Here is a 19,856-nt window from a genome sequence, read left to right as displayed (position 1 = left end):
TACAATTTGGAAACAATTCGATGTATTCATGAGATGTTCGGCTATTAAACTGGGGGTATCGTTAACAAGGAGGCCGTTGTACATGATAAAGAGAAACATAGACAGCTTTGGGCAAAAGAACGGCTCCTCTCATCGCGAAGGTTCCCGCACAAGGTTTCTCAGACAGAAAGCCACGCGGGTGCTCATGACCGGCTTGATCGTGGGGGGATTGCTCAGCGGTTGCGGCATGAAGAACGCAGGAGAGACAAATCCAGCATCCGGTATGAAGCCGGGTCAGCAGCTTACTGTGATTGACACGGATGCAGCCCGGCAGCAGGTAACGGACGAGCTGGTGGTGTCGTCTATCGACAGACTGGGGGATGTCTACGCGAGGTCTTGGCTGAGCGACGAAGAGCTGATTGTCGAGCGTAAAACCCAGCTGTGGATTCATAATGTAGAGACAGACAAGGAGCGGATTTTAACACCAGGTCGTAAGGCTCCACAGTTACTTGCTGTGGTATCACCGGATCAGCGCCATGTCTTTTTTACTGAAGGTAGCACCAGCAGCAAATATGATATTCAGGGCTACATTTTGGAACTAAGCAGTGGTAAGATTACACCGATTGGCAAGCTGGAAATGACTAACGAAGTGAGCTGGAGCGATGAGAATGATCTCATTACAGGCACACCGGATGGTAAAATCCAGCTGATTGGTCTGGACGGCAAAGCTAAAGAATTGAGTTTTCAAGATCCGAATCGCTCTGAATTGATGTCTCATGTCGAAAAAGTGGGTAACGCCATATTTTATACAGGCAGTGATAAACAAGGGTATCCGGTGCTGAATCGGTTCACCCTCAATCATCCTCAGGCTGTGACCATTGCAGAGGGTGCCATGTCCTTTGCCGTGTCGCCTGACGGTAAGTCTATTGCCATTGAAAAGCGGAAATGGAATACATCCGAACCAGCCCGTATGATCATTTTGGATGAACAGGGCAAAGAGAAAGGAATCGTCGGTCAAGGTACTTTAATGAGTCGTGGAAGCTGGTCCAGCGACGGGTCCAAGCTTGCTTTTTCCATTTATGATGAGGATCAGCAAGGCATGAGAGGGCTGTATGTGTTTGACCAGTCCACGGGTAAAACCACTCCGGTTACGACCGATATCCAATCCTATGACAGCCCAACGGTATGGAGCCCATCCGCCCGGTTTTTATCCATGTACCAGAACATTTCGGAAGGTGGAAAACAGCTCAATCAAAGCTATATCGTCGAATTTAAGGAAAAGTAGTAAAAGGCGCATATCCGTTTGTTCGGAATGCGCCTTTTTAAATGTAGGCTGGCTATTGATTTTATACGACTATACAAACTTGCGATGATGCTTCTTACCGTCATATGAGAATAAGGCGAGCTTACCCTCAATCATCGTTTCCAAATGAACGGTGCGCCCCCACAGCTGATATACATACGGAAGCGTGCGCTCCATATATTTTAAATCTAATTCAATGCCTTCGTACTGGTGCTTGAGCTTCAACTCGCCCGTATGCAGGTAATCTCCATCCTCGACGATGATATAAGGGGAGCCTCCATTCACACGTGAAAACACAAGCTGATCCCGTATGTTTTCCCAGGATTTATCAGTAATTTTCCAATCGGGTCCCCGTTTCTCAAACACGTACAGATCCAAATCCTCTGTCAGTTTCTTGGTCATGTAATTGCGTATAAAAGAGGTGTCTGAGTCGAACTCTCGTACCTCGAACATTTTAGCGCGTCCTTCGCCCGGTTTGCGTCCTTGTCGCTCTTGCTCCTCACGGGTTGGGTTATCCCATCGTTTTTCAATATCCTCAAATATTTTCAGTCCCAAATAGTACGGGTTCAGGCTTTGCTTGGAAGGCTGTACGACAGAAGCGTTCAGCATCGCAAATTCAACGGTTTCCTCCCCGGTTAAATCCAGTTCCCTTACAATCCGCTGGTGCCAATAGGAGGCCCAGCCTTCATTCATGATTTTGGTCTCCATTTGGGGCCAGAAATACAGCATTTCGTCCCGTAGCATCGTCATAATATCCCGCTGCCAGTCCTCCAGTACCTCCGAGAATTCCTGAATAAACCAGACGATATCTTTTTCAGGTTCCGGTGGGAACTTGCGTACCTTGATGCCCTCGGTCTCGGCGGGATCATGTTGCTTCACTGTGTCCAGTGACCACAGATCATCGTAAGGCCCAGGGGGACGCTGGCGTTTTCCGGGTTCTTTCTGCTCCCGAATTTTGAGCTCCATATAGCGCTGTTTATCCAGATGCCTTGGTTTGATAATCTGTGGATCCACATGCTCTTGTATCGCCAGTACAGAGTCAATGAAGGATTCTACAGCCTTTGACCCGTATTCCATTTCATAGCTGTTGATTCGATCTGCTGTGGCCGACATACTCTCTACCATATTGCGATTAGAAGCTGAGAAGCGAGCGTTGTGTTTGAAAAAATCACAGTGTGCCAGTACATGGGCGACAATCAGTTTATTTTGCACCAAAGAATTTCCTTCCAGCAGGAAGGCATAGCAGGGATTGGAGTTAATGACCAGCTCATAGATTTTGCTCAATCCAAAATCGTACTGCATTTTCATCTTGTGAAATGTTTTTCCAAAACTCCAGTGGCTGAAGCGCGTGGGCATACCATAGGCTCCGAACGTGTATACAATATCCGCCGGACAAATTTCATACCGCATCGGGTAGTAATCGAGCCCGAAGCCATCTGCAATCTCCATAATTTCTGATATCGCATATTCTAGCTCCTTCTGGTCGGTACTCATCCCACCGATCCCCCTTCCCGTTTGCGAAAAAAGGTACGTAAGGCTTGGTATACCTCACCTTTTTCCTTGATGACATAGTACATAAACTGATCCTTTTTAATATTCTTGTAGGCTGACATCAGCGTGCTGCTGCGATTATATTGATTCACTTCTCCATAGCCGAACATATTGCTCCGCTTTATAAGTTCCTCGATTAGCTTCACACACCGCTCATTGTCCGAGGTCAGGTTATCGCCATCCGAGAAATGGAAGGGATAAATATTGTAGCTGGAAGGAGGATATCGTTTGTCGATAATCTCTAGTGCTTTCAGATAAGCCGAAGAGCAGATCGTGCCGCCACTTTCTCCGCGGGTAAAAAATTCTTCCTCCGTAACCTCTTTAGCCTCGGTATGATGCGCGAGAAAGACAATTTCCACCTTTTCATACTGACGGCGCAAAAAGCGGGTCATCCAGAAAAAGAAGCTGCGAGCGCAATATTTTTCAAAAGAGCCCATCGAGCCTGATGTGTCCATCATGGCTATAATCACCGCGTTGGATTGGGGAATAGTCTTCTCTTCCCATGTTTTGTAGCGAAGATCGTCCGGACTAATATGATGAATGCCCGGTTTCCCCTCACGGGCGTTGCGGCGCAGATTTTCGAGAATGGTTCGTTTCTTGTCAATGTTCGCTTGCATGCCTTTTTTACGTATATCATTGAACACGATAGATTCAACCTCAATTTGATCCTTGTCTTTTTGCTGTAAATTCGGCAATTCCATTTCCTCGAACAGCATATCTTCCAGTTCTTCTATGCTGACTTCCGTTTCCATAATATCGTGTCCCGGCTGGTCGCCGGCTTTCTCACCTTTACCTGGCTTCTGGGAAGCAGGATCACGTCCAATGACATCCCCCACCTGACTGTCGCCATCTCCTTGGCCTACATGCTTTTGCTTTTGATAGTTATAAATGAAGCGATATTCATCCAGACTGCGAATCGGCACTTTGATAATCTGTTGACCGTCCGACATAATAATATTTTCTTCCGTAATCAGATCGGGTAGATTTTGCTTAATGACATCTTTGACCTTCTGCTGATGACGTTGCTGGTCCTGGTACCCTTTGCGATGCAGCGACCAATCTTCGCGGGATACGACGAATGAATATGGCTGGCGTGGTTCCGGCATTATTAGGCACCCCCCAAGTGGATACACGGCACAGTTTGGCCTTGTTGGTTATTAAGTATATTCACGGGGATGAACGATATGTGATGGAACTCGATTTAAATTCTGCCCGTTTGCTTTTATAATGAAAGTAAAAAATGTAAAAAAAGAATGGAGAACCTTGGGTTATGGAAGAAATTGAAGTACTTATAGTAGACGATGAGCAGGGACTGCGGGATATGCTGACAACGGTGTTAAAAAAAGAAGGGTTCCTTCAAGTCAAGCATGCTGCAACAGGTTGGGAAGCGCTGCAAGTCGTGATGGAATCGCATGTGGATGTGATTGTACTTGATGTTATGCTGCCTGATAACGATGGGTTTGAGGTATGTCGCCAAATGCGCCTATATACGGATGCCCCTATTCTTTTTTTGACGGCAAGGGATACAGACCTAGACAAATTAATGGGGTTTGGTATCGGAGGGGATGACTATATTACCAAACCGTTTAACCCACTGGAAGTCGTTGCCCGTATGAAGGCTCGAATGAAATATCGGAAAGTTTCGACAGTGGCCATGAAACCGACCTTACGAACTTTAGATTTTGGATATTTCCGACTGGAACTGGAATCCGGTGTGTTGTTTGTGGAGGACAAGCAGGTCGAGTGTCCGGCACGTGAATGGCTACTGCTGGTATTTTTGTGCAAGCATCCTAATCGTATTTTCAGTGTACGGCAGCTTTACGAGGCGATATGGAGCGAGGCCTACTTGGGTGATGAGAAGACTGTAGTGATTCATATCTCCCGTTTGCGGAAAAAAATTGAACCTGATCCCAAGCACCCCCAATTTTTAATCAATGTAAGAGGACTTGGTTATAAAATGATGATGTCAGTCAAGATGGAGGAGCAAGAATGAACTCTCTGGTTAAGATGTCCTTTCGTTTTATGAAAGTAACGTTATGCTTTGTACTGGCCTATGTCCTATGTTTTGTTATTTGCACGATCTTATATATTTTTATAAAAAGTATATTTGGAGCATCTCAAAATATAAATATTGATCTATTCTGGACAGGACTTGGTATCGTGCAGAGTGTTGTGTTCATAGCTGCCTACGGATGGTATATAGGCAAACCTTTGGTGTATGTAATTAAATGGATTGGAAATATTGCGACGGGGGAATTCCAAGCGCCGCTAAGTGAACTGGAACTGCCGGAGGGCAAAAAGAATCAGAAAAATAGTTATAAACCTCCGTATCAATTGTATAAAGAAGTTTTTGAACAAATGAGCATCTTATCGGCACAATTGCGCAGCAATGAGGAAGAGAGAGTGGAAATAGAGAAACGAAAGCAGCAGTGGGTAGTAGGTGTAAGCCATGATCTCAAAACACCATTATCTTATATTGAGGGATATGCGGCCATGCTAACTGCTCAAGAGTATGACTGGTCTGATGAAGAAAGAAGAAGCTTTAGTATGAGTATCAGTGAGAAAGTGACTGAAATGAAGCAGTTGATTCAGGATTTGAATGCTTCTATGCAGCTTAAGGAAAGTCCATTGCCAATCCAATTGGAGAAGGAGGACATTGTGGAGTTTCTCCGTAGTGCGGTCATAGATATTGCTAACCATCCTTCGGCCGAGCAATACGAATTTTCTTTTACGTCCATGGAGGCGGCTTGTATTATGTCCTTCGATAGCAAGTTATTAGGCAGAGCGCTGCAGAATTTTTTGATTAACGCAATCATTCATAATCCTCCAGGTACACACGTTTCCATGGAAGTAAACAAAGCGAACGATGAGCTTCATATTTCTATCGAAGATGACGGAATAGGAATGAATCCCAATAAGTTCATGCAGGTATCTCACTCCCAAGGGCATGGAATACCTATTGCCAAAAGCTTTATTGAAGCGCATAACGGAACACTTCATATCCTTCCAGGCAGTAAAGCGGGTACAAGGATGGAGATTTCACTGCCGCTAAATATCTAACTTTTTAACATCTAACCTCACATTTTGGAGTTTGCTCGATTTTTTTGCCTGTTGTTTAGGGACTGTTTACCTGATGTTTACTTTACTTCAGTAAACTGTATGTAACTTAAGATTCAGTATTAGAAGTCGAGAGGAGATCAGGAAATGTCTGAATATGTAATACATACACAGCAGCTAACTAGGCGTTTTGGAAAACGGGAATTTGTAAAACGAATAAATCTCCAGGTACCCGGACAGCAGATTTATGGATTTTTAGGACCTAATGGGGCGGGTAAAACAACCACGATTCGTATGCTGCTTGGGCTGATTAAATCCACATCCGGAGAAATTGAGATTTTCGGGAAAAAGCTAAAGGATCAGCGTATGGAAATATTGAAGGATGTTGGCTCCTTGGTTGAATCACCTGCCTATTATGCCCATTTATCTGCATATCGAAATTTGGAAATCGTCACAACCATGCGTGGACTTCCGACCCGAAGAATTCATGAAGTGCTGGATTTAGTGAGATTAAGCAAGGATGCGTATCGTCCGGTAAAGGGATATTCCTTGGGGATGCGACAAAGACTGGGGATTGCTATGGCGCTTATTGCGAACCCCAAATTATTGATACTTGATGAACCGACGAATGGTTTGGACCCGTCTGGTATTCAGGAAATTCGGGAGTTAATTATGAGCCTTCCTGGCGCTTACGGAATGACGGTACTGGTTTCGAGCCATTTATTAAGCGAAATTGAGCAGATTGCAACCTATGTAGGAATTATTAATCAGGGTGAAATGATTTTCCAGGGAACGATGAAGGAACTCACCGCCAAAAGCAAGCCTCAATTATTCATTGAAACCCCAGATCCTGTTCTGGCTGCCGGTGCACTGATTCAGTATGGATGGACGGCCGGAGCTGAATCGATTGAACAAAATGAGGTCGTGACTCCTATTGTAGATCGGCAACAATCTTCGGAGATGATCAAGGTGCTTGTGGAACACAATCATCCCATTTATCGGGTCACAGAGAAGAAAAAAACCTTGGAGGAGATATTCCTGGAACTGACAGGTAAGGAGCGAAGCTTATGATACTCCGGGTTATAAAGGCAGAGGGTCTTAAGCTGAAGAAAATATGCTGGTGGATTCCTCTTATACAGGGGTGTGTACTTACAGGCATGACTGCCGTGGAATGGTATCTTTACTTTCGGCAAGGACCAGGAGGTGTCTATGCTGGTTTTGCCGTTATGTTTATGTTCCTTTCGTTTGTGATGCTGCTTGGCGGTACACTTTTGGCGAGCATTATGGCCGGTACAGAGCATGATACTCAAACATGGAAGCAGCTTATGGCCATGCCTGTTCCCAGAAGCTATATCTATTTATCCAAAATCGTATGGATCGTGATTCTGCAGTTGGGTACTGCCTTGATCACTGTAGCAGGTATGAGCCTCATCTGGGTGTTATATACAAGCGAACCCATTCCTTGGCGGATCATGCTGTTACAGCCGATTAATGCAAGCTTGGCTACCCTACCAGTACTTGCAATTCAACTTTGGCTGTCTACGCTTTTCACTAATCAGGCATTCCCATTAGCGTTTGGTATATTCGGTTCTATTGCAAGCTTGTTTTTGGCACGCACAAGTATTCTGTGGATTAAAATATTGCCTTGGTCGTACCCTGCACTATCAAGTCCTCTGATGAAGGAACACATGATTTGGGTAATCGTTGCTTTAAGTGCGGGAGTCATCTTTACGGGACTTGGTACATTACAGTTTACCAAGCATGAATTCAAATAGAGAGGAGAAGATACATGGGCTCTATTTTACGCGTAGAGACGATAAAGCTTCAATGGATCATGGTATGGATTCTCATTATATTAGATGCGGTCATAAATTCTTTAATGGGAGTCCTGGAGCTGAACGATTTGAAGCAGTTTTTTTCGCCCAGCTGGTTAACTTTATATACGTATTCAGCGCAATTTCACTCTATGTTTTTTTATCCGCTCTATTGTGGAATTATCGCTTCTCTTTTGTGTGCGTATGAGCATCGGGATGGGGGATGGAAGATTTTATTAAGCAGCCCGTATCCTCGTCAGCAAATTTATTATGCAAAATATATATTGCTCATTCTCATACTGGGTCTTGATCAGCTTATATTTATAGTAGGCTATTTTGTAAGTGGAAATATAGCAGGTGCTCCAGGAGAAATCCCTTGGTCTGTCGTTCTTTCTACCGGCTTGGGAGGGTGGCTCGGGATTTTTCCCCTGGCAGCATTACAGCTTATCCTCTCGATAAAAATTCGGAATTTTGGAGCTTCTTTGGGAATGTCTATTTGTTGTGTGGTTCCTAATATTGTCATAACAGGCTTTCATTCTTCCATAGGTGCGTGGTTTCCTTTTACGATTCCTTATTATATTATGATGCCGCAAACAGCGACTTATGCACCCAGAGTTGAGCCTTACAGCCTCGGCTTGATTGTCATTTTTACGTTTTTAGCCTATCTGTATGGTGGGAAAAAGATGTTTGTGAATAGGGACTGGTTGTAGTTAGGATAGCATGAGGATGTAATCCCAACCGATCTCTTTGTTCTCAGAAACACTTAATAAAGTAGCTGCAATCCCAGCAACGCCTTCAAGCATGCCCGCTTTTGTCAGCCAAGTCAAAGAGCCATCTGACCTTGGCTCGGGGTCCAGATATCCAAGTGGGCTATCCATTTGAAAGCGATCAAGCAGACAATTCGTTAACTGTTGAATAAGCGGGAGAAATGCAGGCTCTTTACTGTGCCGCCACATTCGCCAAGAGATGGTAAGTAATCCAGTAAGACCGTGACAGAGTGCAGAAGAGTCCATTTCCCGCTTAGCTATCTCATAGGAGATTGCACCGACACAAGCTTTCACAGCTAATTTTTGCAGTTCCACATTATGGAGAGCCTTTCCGGCAAGAAATAGGGAACAGGTGATGCCGGGTGTACCGTAGCACCATGCTTCTCTTGCTCGTTCCAAATCAAACCGCAGAGAACCTGTTTCAGCTTCAAATGGAACAATATGAGGCCAGTAGCTACCATATTCATCCTCATATTTATACTTAAGCAACCATTCCGCAATGGTTTCAATCGCTTGATATTGGCCTTTTACTTCAATTCCAGCACTGTAAGCTACAGATAATAAAGCCAACGGTCCAGGAATACCGTGTGCCATTCCACAATTAAAATTGCCCAGAGGATAGTTACGTTTATCCCGGTCTAAAAATTGAAACTTTTGCGGGGAGTACCACCCTGGGACATAACGATTGTGAATATGTATGGGACGTGTAAGATCGGTAAGAAATTGAAGAATTGGCTCAACAAGAGGAGTGCAGATAGGATCGGTTGAGTTCATCAAAATATATCTTCCAATCCCTGAAGCTCCCGAAATGGTGTCAAAGGCTTGCATAGGCATACCTTCGTGAAGGCTTAATTGTTCTGTGTTCGACTGAAGCCATTGCTCTGTAAGAGGCACCATCCATTGATGTATTTGCTGTAAGAAATTACTGTAGTATTTTCCATGATTAGAAGCCTCTCTTACGGACGAAGCGATGCCTGCCCAGCCACTGTAAAGAGAGAGGTCGTGAAGACCATTTTTAGCAAGTGAGGATTGAATCTGGGCCATGTTTGAATGTATGGCTCTATTCCAATCATACGAAGGGTCTGTAGCACGCCATTGCGATAGTAAATGAATGTTACCAGGATAACCATGCGAAAGTGAAGTTTCTCCCCATGGGTGGTACTTTGTTTCTGGCGAAACATTGTGTTCCGCATGGACTGCTGCATAGACGGATTCGGGCTCGCATAGACGTAAAGCAATTTTTTTACTAATATCTCTTGCACGAACTTGGTCGGATTGTTGTATAACAAAACTATCAATTTTCATATAAAAGCCTCCATTATTTTTTTCTTCATTAATATTGTCACTAAAATCTAGTGTGTTGTCCTTAAAAATACTAAAAAGTAATGAAGGTTTATCTTAAATGTACTCGTTGAAATTAAGACAAATGTAAGAAATATATAAAGTCTAGTTAAGATTATATAACTTATAATAAAATTGTAAAAAATAAAAGGAGGTAACAAGATGAAAAATCAATTTGATCTGGACTTGCAAGTAGCCAAAAATGAGGTTGCTCCAAAAGGGGTTCAACCAGCCAGTGGTCTTATCTGTACTCCTTCATGTGCAACAGGTACTTTGAATTGTCAAGTTAGTCTTACCTTCTGCAAAACGTGTTAATAACGAAAATACATGGAAAAAAGGCACGGTTTCTATAACCGTGTCTTTTCCAGTTATGAAAATGAGGGAAGGATTTATGGTTGAAGATTTGAAGGGGAGATCAGTTGAAATCAGTAAGTATATAGCACAAAAGCTAATAGACCTATCATATACAGAAAAGATAGTTAATCATACAAACAACCTTTCACCTTCACGTGGAAAGTCCCCTTGGAATCCTGGCTCGCTTGCCGATGGAATTCCGGGTGTGTTTGTGCTGTTGTCCGAATGGGGTTACCTGGAGCCTGATCAAAATTGGGCAGAGCATGTGCATAGTCAGTTACGGTACTTAGATGCTAACTCTCTATTATTATTGCCTCGTATTTCTCTTTATTATGGAACAACAGGAGTAGCTTATGGCATATTATTAGCTTCCAATAACAGAGCTAATTATAACAATTTAATCTCTCAGCTTAATAAGTATATTGAAGTAAAGTGGGGGGATTTACCTGGAATTGGCACAACTACAGAGTTCAGTAGGCAAATGGATATCATCAATGGACTGCTTGGAGTGGGCAGATACACTTTGGAGGTTGCTGAAGACAAGACGATGTGTGATCTGTCTCGTCAACTATTAGACACCATTACGCACTTTATACCTGAATATATATATTTGTCGTCAAGGGAAGATTCGGCTTCAATCTATCTAGGTTTGGCGCATGGTATCACCGGAGTACTTGCACTACTTGTCACTGCCCTACAAAAAAAGATCAAAGTTGAAGGACTACATGAGGCTATAAAACATATAGCCGATTTTTTGCTTATTCAAATTCAGGAGGATCAATATGGCTGGTATTGGCCTGTAAACTCTCAAGCGTTTTCAATGAACAAGAGAGAGAAAAAAGTAGGGATGAGAGAAATTGAAGGCTGGTGTCATGGAACCTTTGGAATAGCTTGGACATTATTCAGAGCAGGAATTGAGTGCAGTAATGGAGAATGGAAAAAGATAGCGGAAAAAGCTATCAAATCCATATTTTACTTAGATGATGAGCTACTAAACGCGCTATCCCCTACTTTCTGTCACGGGTTGGCCGGTTTGCTTCATATGGCTCATAGATTCTATAGCTTAACCGGTAATATAGCAGCCCTACACTTTGCCGATCAGATAGCTTTAAAGTTAGTAAATTTATACGATGAAGAGTTCCCATTTGGATACCGGGATTTGGAGGGGACAACTCATGTTCATAATGTAGGAATACTGCAAGGAGCAACAGGGATTGCGTTAAGTTTGCTGGACTATGGAATTGGGAAAGAACATCCTAAATATTCAGGGAGATGGAGTGAATTGTTTCTAATTTCTTAAGGGCGCTCTACCTTATTGCTTATCTGAAGCATTGGTTTTGGGGGGATTAGATGAAACAAAAATTTATGGTTATATCATCTTTTAGGAAGATTAAGCATTTTTTTGAGACTTTAAGCACTCCAGAAAACATTCGAATCATGTTTTATGATTCGCTTTACCAGGCTCTACCGGAGATTGATGAGCAGTGTATCGGTATAGCTTTGAATCAGGATCATTTAACGCTAGAGGACTTGTCTTACTGGCACAGCATTAAAGAAAAATTTACGGTTCCATTTATCTTTCTTTCCTATCATAGTGATGACCAACGGCAATTGGATCTCCTCCAACAACTGTTTTCAATGGCTTCATCTGCATGTGGAGTGGAAAGAGAACAGCAGGCTATTAGTTTATCATCCAATGTCATTTTTGATCCTGCTGGAAAGGTTATTTGGAAGCAAGGGCATGAGCATATGCTGACTATGATGGAATTCCGATTATTAATGTATCTTCTAACTGCAAAAGAGTGTGCTTCTACGATTGATCACATTATAGACAGAGTCTGGGGAGTGGATGCTTTTACTACGTCTAATATGGTGTATGTGCACATCCGAAAATTGAGAGAGAAAATAGAAGATGATCCAAGTCATCCAAAAATTCTGGTAACATGTCATGGAATCGGTTACAAGTTGAATATATTTCCTAAAAACTTGGAGGTGGTCAGTTGTGAAGAGACAACTGCATTACACTGATGCGCATAAACTACATAATGAAGTGAGAGATCGGGATGAAAGATGGTTTAGTGCATGTGATTTTTTTCTAATCAGAGCTCCATTACTATCGCTAAACCGATATTTTCAGGTGTTTTCGGATCAAGATGTGGACAGCCAGCTTACGTTGGAGGAAATAACTCGTCGATTAAAGTTGATATCCCAAGAAGCTGTTGTTCAAGAAGCCATATCATTAGCCTCTCCGTCCCTAATGCAGTTTTTACATTACTTGAATGATAGTCATGCTTTGGATGATAAAGGAGAGCTACAAAAGTATGAGAAGACGCTGAACAGCTTTTATCGTTATTTTATTCGGATGACTACCCGAACGACTCCATTTGGGTTATTTTCAGGAGTGGGGCAGGGGATTTGCGGGAAGACTACCGATCTGGATATTGGTAGCTATCCTAAGCATCTGAAGAGAGCCAGACCTGACATGGAATGGATATATAAACTGATTCAAAAAATAGAAGCTGATCCGGCCATATTTAATCAACTAAAGGTTTTCCTAAACAAAACGGTTATGATCAAAGGAAATCGAGCCAAATTACCATTCCGACCTAAGCATGGAGCAGCAGAAGCTGATGATTCGGCAGAAATTTTTAATTCCATTCGGTTTACTGACGTTGTTCGAATGACGTTTGAAGCTGCGGAACACCCAATTCGGGTGATGGAACTGAAAGAAATACTATTAAAGGCATTCCCTGACGCTACTTTGGAAATCATAGCTGATTATTTGCAGCAACTAGCAGAGCAAGAGTTTATTTTGAGCGAGCTTAGACCTCCGTTAATGGATCATTCACCCTTTCATTACATATTCGAAAAAATTAAAAATCTTGACATTTCCGATCCTTGGATTCACATTTTACACGAAATTGATGCTTTATTACTTCAATATAATCAATGCACGATTGGAGAAGGAGAGAAGGTCTACCGGAAATTATGTGACAAAATGCTGGATATCATTTCTGTAAAAACACCTGTACAAGTTGATGTTAAATTGGATAAAGAAGTAACGCTGCCGAAACATGTGCTTGATGAGGTTTCATTAGGGGCTGAAGTCATGTGCAAATTGTATGCATCCCCCAAAACGGATGAATTGGCTGAATATTTGAATCGTTTCTTGGAAAAGTACGGTGTGTATCAGGAGGTTCCTATTCATGAACTTTTTGATGAGGATTGGGGTCTGGGTATACCGGAAATGTATCGTTCAAATGAAAAAAAATCAATGGGCATGGAGGCATTTAAACGCAACGCTGTTCTCTTTCAATGGGTTTCGAATGCCATTTCTAATCATGAAATAGAACTCGTCCTTACAGATGAACAGTTGGAGCAACTGATGATTTCTGATAACTACGGCACTTCCCCAGAATCAATGGAGATCTATTACAGTATATTTGCTGATTCTCCTGAAAAAGTTGATTCTGGAGACTATTCGCTTTTACTTGGAGCCAGTGCTGGCTCGAATAGAGCGGGTAAAACCTTTGGACGTTTTCTGGATATGTTTAGTGAGGAGTTTGTACAAAAATTATCTGAAATATATGATCATCACCGATGCTTTCATCCCGATGCGTTATTATCAGAGATGGTTTTTATGCCGGAACAAGGGAAAATATCCAACATCTCATTAAGCAAAAATTTAATGGAATATGAGATTGTATCGGGAACCACGTCTTCTAAAGATGAGGACCATACGCTTTGTATTGATGATTTAGTGGTGGGTGCTACTCATGATCGTTTTTATGTCAAGTCCAGACGTTTGGGTAAGGAAATAATCCCCTTGCAAACACACATGCTGAATTACAAGCTTTCACCACATATATTCAGATTTTTAACGGATATTACTAATAAAGAGATTGGTACGTGGTCTTATTTTGACTGGGGGCCATTAGAGCAGTCCCCTTTTTTGCCAAGACTAGTATATAAAAAGATCATTATTAGTGCTGCGCAGTGGAAACTGAGCAAAGCTTCATTGAATATTTCAGAATCATGCGAGTCCAAAGAAGGAGAAGAACTTTTCCAGGTGTGGAGACAACAATGGAATGTACCGCGCTATGTTTACCTAACGATGGGGGATAATCGCCTTTTATTAGACCTATGCAACCTCTTCCATATCAAAGAATTGCTACGTGAGGTGAGCAAGATACGCGAAGGACAGGAGCTTCTTCTTACCGAGTGTTTGGGTAATCCATTCCATACCCCATTGCAGGGGGCAGCAGAAAGATATATGGGGGAATTTGTGTTTCCGCTAAAGAAGAAAAAAATAAAGGTGAAACCGAGTATCCCTAGTTCGCAAAACCATGTTGATTCGCAAAAGTTCATTGCTCATACTCCTTCCAGCATTCATAGAGGAATACTTCCAGGAGGCGAGTGGCTATACCTTAAATTGTACGGAGTCAAGGAAAGAGAGACTGACCTGGTAGGCTTAAGCCTAGGGCATCTCTTAAAACAGCCGGGGTTTAAGGATTGGAGTCAAAAATTTTACTTTTTGCGATACGTTGATCCTGAACATCATATCCGTTTACGTTTTCAGGGAGAGCCCGATAAGCTATGGACAGCTGGTTTGGCGCAGTTACGTGAAGAGGGGCTAATAACGAATATGGTCATAGATACATACCATCCTGAATTGGAGAGGTATGGAGGACAGACACTTATGGAGCTGGCAGAACAGGTTTTTGACGTGGATAGTCAATGGGTCATCGCCTATATGAAGGGAATTCGCTCTAATGCTTTCAATCTGGACATAGAGATAGCGGCTGTGATTAACATTATTCATTATCTGAGTGGTTTTGGCTTAACAATTCAGGAGCAAGTGAGCTGGCTAGAAGAGAGAATTGATTGCAAGCCTCATATGAAGGCGTTTAGGGATGTCAAAAAAACATTGATTACCGCTGTAGAAGCGAATTATGAATGGATTGGACAAGCAGATTCGGCCACACAGGTTGCTTTCTTAGCACTTGTAGAAAAAAGACAGACTATGATTCAGCAGTATGCTCAAGCGATAAACCTGGCTAAAAATAATCACGAGCTTACCAATCATCCTGATGATATTTTGGGCAGTATCATTCATATGCATTTGAATCGTCTGCTTGGTGTAAATAGGGAGCGAGAAATAAAATGTATGGCTTTAGCTAAGCATACAGTAGCTAACCTGTTGCATAGGAAAGGGGTAAGCTATGTCACAGTCTAATGGACAAACCAATGACCTGATCTCTTTGTCCTATAAAAATATATTTCGTACCTTTCTATTTTGGCCTCGTATATTCAGACTGCTTTGGGACACACATCCTTCCTTTTTGATTGCTATACTCATTACGAATTTGTTGAAGGGTGCAATTCCTGCTGTGATCCTTTTAACCACGAGAGAATTAATCAACAGTGTCGTGGCCGGAGCGTCAGGGGGAAGCTTTCAACCTGTTTTTATAGCTTTTGGCGTCTTAATCGGTGTCAATTTGCTGTACGATCTGATCAATATTGGCGAAAGCTTTTTTCGTAAAATGTTTCAAAGCCGGCTATCAAACCAGGTAAATATCAGAATTATTGAAAAAGCACAAAAGATGTCTTTGCAGTCGTTTGAGGATGCAGATGTGCAAAATATGCTTCAACGTGCTCAGGGAGAGGCAGATTTTAGGCCGTTTGAAATATTTACTCAAATCCTTGCTATTATTAGCAGTGTTGTAACCTTATTTTCGACGGGTGCGATTCTTATCGCATGGAGATGGTGGGCATTCTTATTCATTTTTCTCATTCCATGCTTGTCATTCTATTCTTTTTTACGTATCGGGCAAAGAGAATTTAATGTTCACTTTCAAAGAGCAGGAAGACAACGTGAATCCTGGTATTTGTCGTTTTTGGTGACAAGAGATAATAGTTTTAAAGAAGTGAAAATATTTCAATTGGGAGACTATCTACGAAAAAGATACAAAACGATACTCGAAGGGTTTTATCGCGAGGATAAAGTGCTAGCGGTTCGTAGATCCTATACTTCTCTTGTATTTCAGATTTTAAATCAGGGTGCGTGTGCATTTATTATTTTCATGGCCATACAAGCCACTTATGTTGGTCAAATTTTAGTGGGGAACTTGGTGAGCTTAATTCAGGGTATCACGTTAACTCAGTCAACATCGCAGAGCATTGTACAAGGGATTTTAAGCTTGTGTCAAAATAATTTGTATATCAAGCAGCTATTTGATTTTTTAGATATGCCGGAAGAGGCAAAAATACAAAAAACGGTTCAGCAATTGCCTTTGTCCGCTATTTATAGTATTGAATTCCGGAATGTATCGTTTAGATACCCGAACACGGAGGAGAATGCCATTTCTAATGTTAGCTTCAAGCTTCATCAAGGAGAGAAGCTGGCGATTGTAGGGAGAAATGGATCGGGTAAATCAACGATCGTGAAGTTACTAACTCATTTGTATTCCGATTTTGAAGGAGAAATATTAATTAATGGACATTCTATACATGAATTGGATAAAGACATTTTTAGAGAAAAGATAGGCGTTGTTTTTCAGGATTTTGTACATTATGAGATGGCTGTTAGAGATAATATAGGCTTTGGTCATGTGGCTTCCAGAGAAAATGATGAGGCTATTTGGACAGCTATAGATAAGGCGGGAATTACAGATTTGATAGTCGGCCTGCCTGATAAAATGAATACCTTGCTTGGAAAATGGTTTGAAGATGGACAGCAGCTATCCGGAGGACAGTGGCAGCGTATTGCAATAGCCAGGGCTTTTATGAGAAATGCCGATATATATGTCTTGGATGAACCGAGCTCTTTTTTGGATCCACATGCGGAGAAAGAGGTTTTTCAAAAGTTTGATCAGCTTATTCATGAGAAAATTGGAGTGTTTATATCCCACAGATTGTCCTCCGCACGTATGGCGGATACCATTATTTTAATGGAGGAAGGCAGAATTGTAGAAGCAGGTAGCCATGAACGCTTAATGGATATAGACGGAGTGTATGCAGAAATGTTCAGGCTTCAAGCCTCCTCGTATCTTTCACAACGAGAATGTGACTTTGAGGAAGAGGATCTGTCGCCCTCGTTAGTAAGGACGACAGGTGGATCATAAGAAATGGCAGATGCCCTCCTATTGTAGGAGGGTAATTTTTATCTTCACCACAATAGTCGAACTACAGCCATACTCACAATACCGACAACGACGGTAGCCAGCAGGTTTTTGCTCCACAAGGCGGTCACTAGCGTAGGAAAGACAGCCATAAGCACTTGCCCATTAAGAGTGACTGAGGATTCGGTTCGGACGAGCAAATTCTCCATCACGAGGGCTGTGAATATGCAGATGGGAATATAGGAAAGCCATTGTAGCACTGGTTTGGGAAGCGCCAGCCTTTGCAGCACGACAAAGGGAATGATCCTTGGGATGGCTGTGACAATCATGGCACCGATAATGATATACAGGACATTGGGATTAATGTTCATTTGTCGGTTAACACTCCAATCGTTGCGGTGATCATGGTCGCTACAATGACGGCGATATGTGATGGCACCCACCAGGACAAAAGGTACATCAGAACAGCCATACATAGCACAAGCAGCAGACGATGCTTGAGTTTGGAGGTCTGGACACTTTGGAGCTGGGAAATAAGCAGGGCAAGGAACATCGCAGGCAAGGCAAAGTCCAGACCAAAAGTCTCCGGCCGGGAAATCCAGTTCCCGAGAACCCCTCCCGCCACACAGGATGCAATCCAAGCGAGATAAGCTGTAATATTAAGCCCGTTCATCCAGCGGTCACTGACCTGCCCGCCTTTAGCCAATTTATCCGACGCTACTCCAAAGGATTCGTCCGTCAAAAGAGCGCCGATGCCTATATTTTTCCACAATGAATATTTAGAAAAGTAAGGAGCCAGCGACGCACTTAACAGCAGATGACGAGCATTCACAATGAATGTCGTTAAAATAATGACGGATGGAGGACTGGCTGCAGCCAGCATCGAGCACATAATAAACTGAGAGGCTCCGGCGTATACAAGCGCCGACATGAAGGCAATTTCCATGGTGCTAACCCCTGATGAGGCACCCACAATGCCTGCCGCGAACCCAATACATACATAACCGAGCAATGTAGGAATACAATCTTTAACCCCATGTAAAAAGCTGAGTGAATCGGGCTTCGTTCCGCTCAACTCCGAAGCTATGGACATTTTAACCTCACCCCCAGTGTATAAATTTTATAATAGTATATAACGTAAGTTGTAAAGTATCAATATACTATACGTTTGTACGTTATATTGAATGATTTCTATAGCGAACACACAGGGAGAATGTTTATTTTATTGCTTTTTAGAACTTGACCCTATGATCTCTATAGTAAAAAGAAACTTGCAGTCTATTATGCGCTACAAGCATCCACGATCTGATTTATGAAGAATTATTCAAACTACCGATGTTATTATGGAAGGACATTTCAGTACAAGGATCGTGCAGTAGAGGACAAGGACGTATACCTAATGGAATCCGCGCTGGTGCTTCAGCCCGGTAAGGAAGATAAAGAGCTTCAGCGAAAAAAGAGCATCAACAAAATTGAAACGTTTCCATCTTAGTGTTATTATAATTTTCATAAAGAGAGATAGGGGGAGGGAGATGCCGATGCCAAGTATTAAAGATGTAGCTAGCTTAGCTGGCGTAGCTGTAGGAACTGTATCCCGAGTTATTAACAACTCGGGCTCTGTAAAACCAGATACACGCAGAAAAGTGGAGGAAGCTATACAAGAACTGAATTATTTTCCTAATGAAGTCGCTCGAAATTTCAAGATGAGGAAATCCAAGATGGTAGCCTTGCTGCTTCCAAGTATCTGGCATCCTTTTTTTTCTGAACTGGCTTATTACATTGAGGATGAGTTGGATCGGGAAGGCTTTAAGCTCATGTTGTGTAATAGCGGCGGCAAGCCCGAAAAAGAACTGTATTATCTGGATATGCTACGGCAAAACAAAGTGGCTGGTATTGTCGGCATTACTTACAATGATATAGAAAATAGCGTAAGCAATGACATTCCGATTGTAAGTATTGATAGGCACTTCAACAAAAAAATTACTTGTGTGACCTCCGATAATTATGAGGGAGGGCGTCTGGCTTTGAGGGAGCTTGTTAAAGTGGGAGCCCAGAAGCCGGCTTTTATGGGAAGTGTCACTTCCGTTTTCAGTGAAACCATGAATCGGAGAAAAGGTTTCATTCATGAGGCGCAAACATTGGGAGTCGATTATGTAATCTACGAGAAGCCCGACCCTATAGTGGACGACGATGCCTATTTTAACGAGTTCCTAAATGAGCATCGCGATGTGGACGGCATTTTTGCTATTACCGATATGTTAGCCGCCAACTATATAGAAAGAGCACGCAGGGAGGGCATTCGCGTTCCAGAGGATGTAAAGGTTATCGGCTACGACGGGATTCAGGACCATCCTTATTTTCATCCGATATTGTCTACAATCAGGCAGCCAGTGGAGGAGATGGCACGTATGACAATCAGACTGCTTTATAAGAAAATCGAAGGTGAAACTTTAGATCAGCAAGTGTATCATCTCCCCGTTGTCTTCAAGCAAGGCGAAACTACATGATTTTATTGTAAAAATATTAGCTCATTCGGTCGATTCATAGTACGGATCTACTAACTGATGTT

General features: G+C 42.4%; 17 protein-coding genes. 12 read left to right on the top strand and 5 right to left on the bottom strand.

Features of this window, described 5'->3' with window-relative positions; all coding sequences use genetic code 11:
- Positions 1-82: 82 nt before the first annotated feature.
- Positions 83-1,264: a WD40 repeat domain-containing protein gene (locus MHB46_RS06645; protein ID WP_341161903.1), complete on the top strand. Its 1,182-nt coding sequence runs from the start codon at positions 83-85 to the stop codon at positions 1,262-1,264.
- A gap of 69 nt (positions 1,265-1,333) precedes the next feature.
- Here MHB46_RS06645 and MHB46_RS06640 read toward each other — a convergent pair whose 3' ends face one another.
- Together MHB46_RS06640 and yhbH are read right to left on the bottom strand one after the other, a co-directional pair.
- Entirely contained in the window at positions 1,334-2,776 is a 1,443-nt protein-coding gene (locus MHB46_RS06640) for a SpoVR family protein (RefSeq protein WP_341161902.1), read from the bottom strand.
- Positions 2,773-3,939: a sporulation protein YhbH gene (gene yhbH, locus MHB46_RS06635; protein ID WP_023987828.1), complete on the bottom strand. Its 1,167-nt coding sequence runs from the start codon at positions 3,937-3,939 to the stop codon at positions 2,773-2,775. Before yhbH ends, MHB46_RS06640 begins: the two co-directional genes overlap by 4 nt.
- 164 nt (positions 3,940-4,103) lie before the next feature.
- Here yhbH and MHB46_RS06630 point away from each other — a divergent pair, with 164 nt between their 5' ends.
- The 5 genes from MHB46_RS06630 to MHB46_RS06610 all read left to right on the top strand — a co-directional run bounded on the left by MHB46_RS06630 (position 4,104) and on the right by MHB46_RS06610 (position 8,414).
- Positions 4,104-4,826, top strand: a complete 723-nt coding sequence (locus MHB46_RS06630) for a response regulator transcription factor (RefSeq protein WP_341161901.1) — start codon at positions 4,104-4,106, stop codon at positions 4,824-4,826.
- Positions 4,823-5,893, top strand: a complete 1,071-nt coding sequence (locus MHB46_RS06625; RefSeq protein ID WP_341161900.1) for a sensor histidine kinase — start codon at positions 4,823-4,825, stop codon at positions 5,891-5,893. Before MHB46_RS06630 ends, MHB46_RS06625 begins: the two co-directional genes overlap by 4 nt.
- A 144-nt stretch (positions 5,894-6,037) precedes the next feature.
- Entirely contained in the window at positions 6,038-6,961 is a 924-nt protein-coding gene (locus MHB46_RS06620) for an ABC transporter ATP-binding protein (protein WP_165176096.1), read from the top strand.
- Positions 6,958-7,665, top strand: a complete 708-nt coding sequence (locus MHB46_RS06615) for an ABC transporter permease (protein ID WP_341161899.1) — start codon at positions 6,958-6,960, stop codon at positions 7,663-7,665. The genes MHB46_RS06620 and MHB46_RS06615 overlap by 4 nt, the downstream gene beginning before the upstream one ends.
- A 14-nt stretch (positions 7,666-7,679) precedes the next feature.
- Positions 7,680-8,414 (top strand): ABC transporter permease, encoded by a 735-nt coding sequence (locus MHB46_RS06610; protein WP_341161898.1) that lies wholly within the window; start codon positions 7,680-7,682, stop codon positions 8,412-8,414.
- Here MHB46_RS06610 and MHB46_RS06605 read toward each other — a convergent pair whose 3' ends face one another.
- Positions 8,415-9,776 carry a lanthionine synthetase C family protein gene (locus MHB46_RS06605; RefSeq protein WP_341161897.1) on the bottom strand — a complete coding sequence of 454 codons (1,362 nt, stop codon included), beginning with the start codon at positions 9,774-9,776 and terminating at the stop codon, positions 8,415-8,417.
- Between the two features lie 198 nt (positions 9,777-9,974).
- Here MHB46_RS06605 and MHB46_RS06600 point away from each other — a divergent pair, with 198 nt between their 5' ends.
- The 5 genes from MHB46_RS06600 to MHB46_RS06580 all read left to right on the top strand — a co-directional run bounded on the left by MHB46_RS06600 (position 9,975) and on the right by MHB46_RS06580 (position 17,290).
- Positions 9,975-10,127, top strand: a complete 153-nt coding sequence (locus MHB46_RS06600) for an FDLD family class I lanthipeptide (RefSeq protein WP_103048208.1) — start codon at positions 9,975-9,977, stop codon at positions 10,125-10,127.
- A gap of 76 nt (positions 10,128-10,203) precedes the next feature.
- Positions 10,204-11,466, top strand: coding sequence for a lanthionine synthetase C family protein (locus tag MHB46_RS06595; protein WP_341161896.1), 1,263 nt, complete (start codon positions 10,204-10,206; stop codon positions 11,464-11,466).
- A gap of 50 nt (positions 11,467-11,516) precedes the next feature.
- Positions 11,517-12,194 carry a winged helix-turn-helix domain-containing protein gene (locus tag MHB46_RS06590; protein WP_341161895.1) on the top strand — a complete coding sequence of 226 codons (678 nt, stop codon included), beginning with the start codon at positions 11,517-11,519 and terminating at the stop codon, positions 12,192-12,194.
- Positions 12,195-12,339: 145 nt separating this feature from the next.
- Positions 12,340-15,402 carry a lantibiotic dehydratase gene (locus tag MHB46_RS06585; RefSeq protein WP_341161894.1) on the top strand — a complete coding sequence of 1,021 codons (3,063 nt, stop codon included), beginning with the start codon at positions 12,340-12,342 and terminating at the stop codon, positions 15,400-15,402.
- 154 nt (positions 15,403-15,556) lie between these two features.
- The gene (locus MHB46_RS06580) at positions 15,557-17,290 is read left to right on the top strand and encodes an ABC transporter ATP-binding protein (protein ID WP_341161893.1); all 1,734 of its coding nucleotides are present in this window, start codon (positions 15,557-15,559) and stop codon (positions 17,288-17,290) included.
- Positions 17,291-17,334: 44 nt separating this feature from the next.
- On the opposite strand, the gene MHB46_RS06575 is transcribed toward MHB46_RS06580, so the two are convergent.
- On the bottom strand, positions 17,335-17,658 hold the full coding sequence (locus MHB46_RS06575; RefSeq protein ID WP_341161892.1) for an AzlD domain-containing protein: 324 nt from the start codon (positions 17,656-17,658) through the stop codon (positions 17,335-17,337).
- A complete protein-coding gene (locus MHB46_RS06570; protein WP_341161891.1) occupies positions 17,655-18,380 on the bottom strand; it encodes an AzlC family ABC transporter permease in 726 nt (241 codons plus the stop codon). Before MHB46_RS06570 ends, MHB46_RS06575 begins: the two co-directional genes overlap by 4 nt.
- Before the next feature lie 445 nt (positions 18,381-18,825).
- Between MHB46_RS06570 and MHB46_RS06565 the strand changes: the two genes are divergently transcribed.
- On the top strand, positions 18,826-19,794 hold the full coding sequence (locus tag MHB46_RS06565) for a LacI family DNA-binding transcriptional regulator (protein WP_341161890.1): 969 nt from the start codon (positions 18,826-18,828) through the stop codon (positions 19,792-19,794).
- The last annotated feature ends 62 nt before the right edge of the window (positions 19,795-19,856 follow it).

Origin of the sequence: Paenibacillus sp. FSL H7-0703, assembly GCF_038003485.1 — a bacterium.
Taxonomy (GTDB): Bacteria; Bacillota; Bacilli; order Paenibacillales; family Paenibacillaceae; genus Paenibacillus; species Paenibacillus polymyxa_B.
This window is presented reverse-complemented; position numbering and strand designations above follow the sequence as displayed.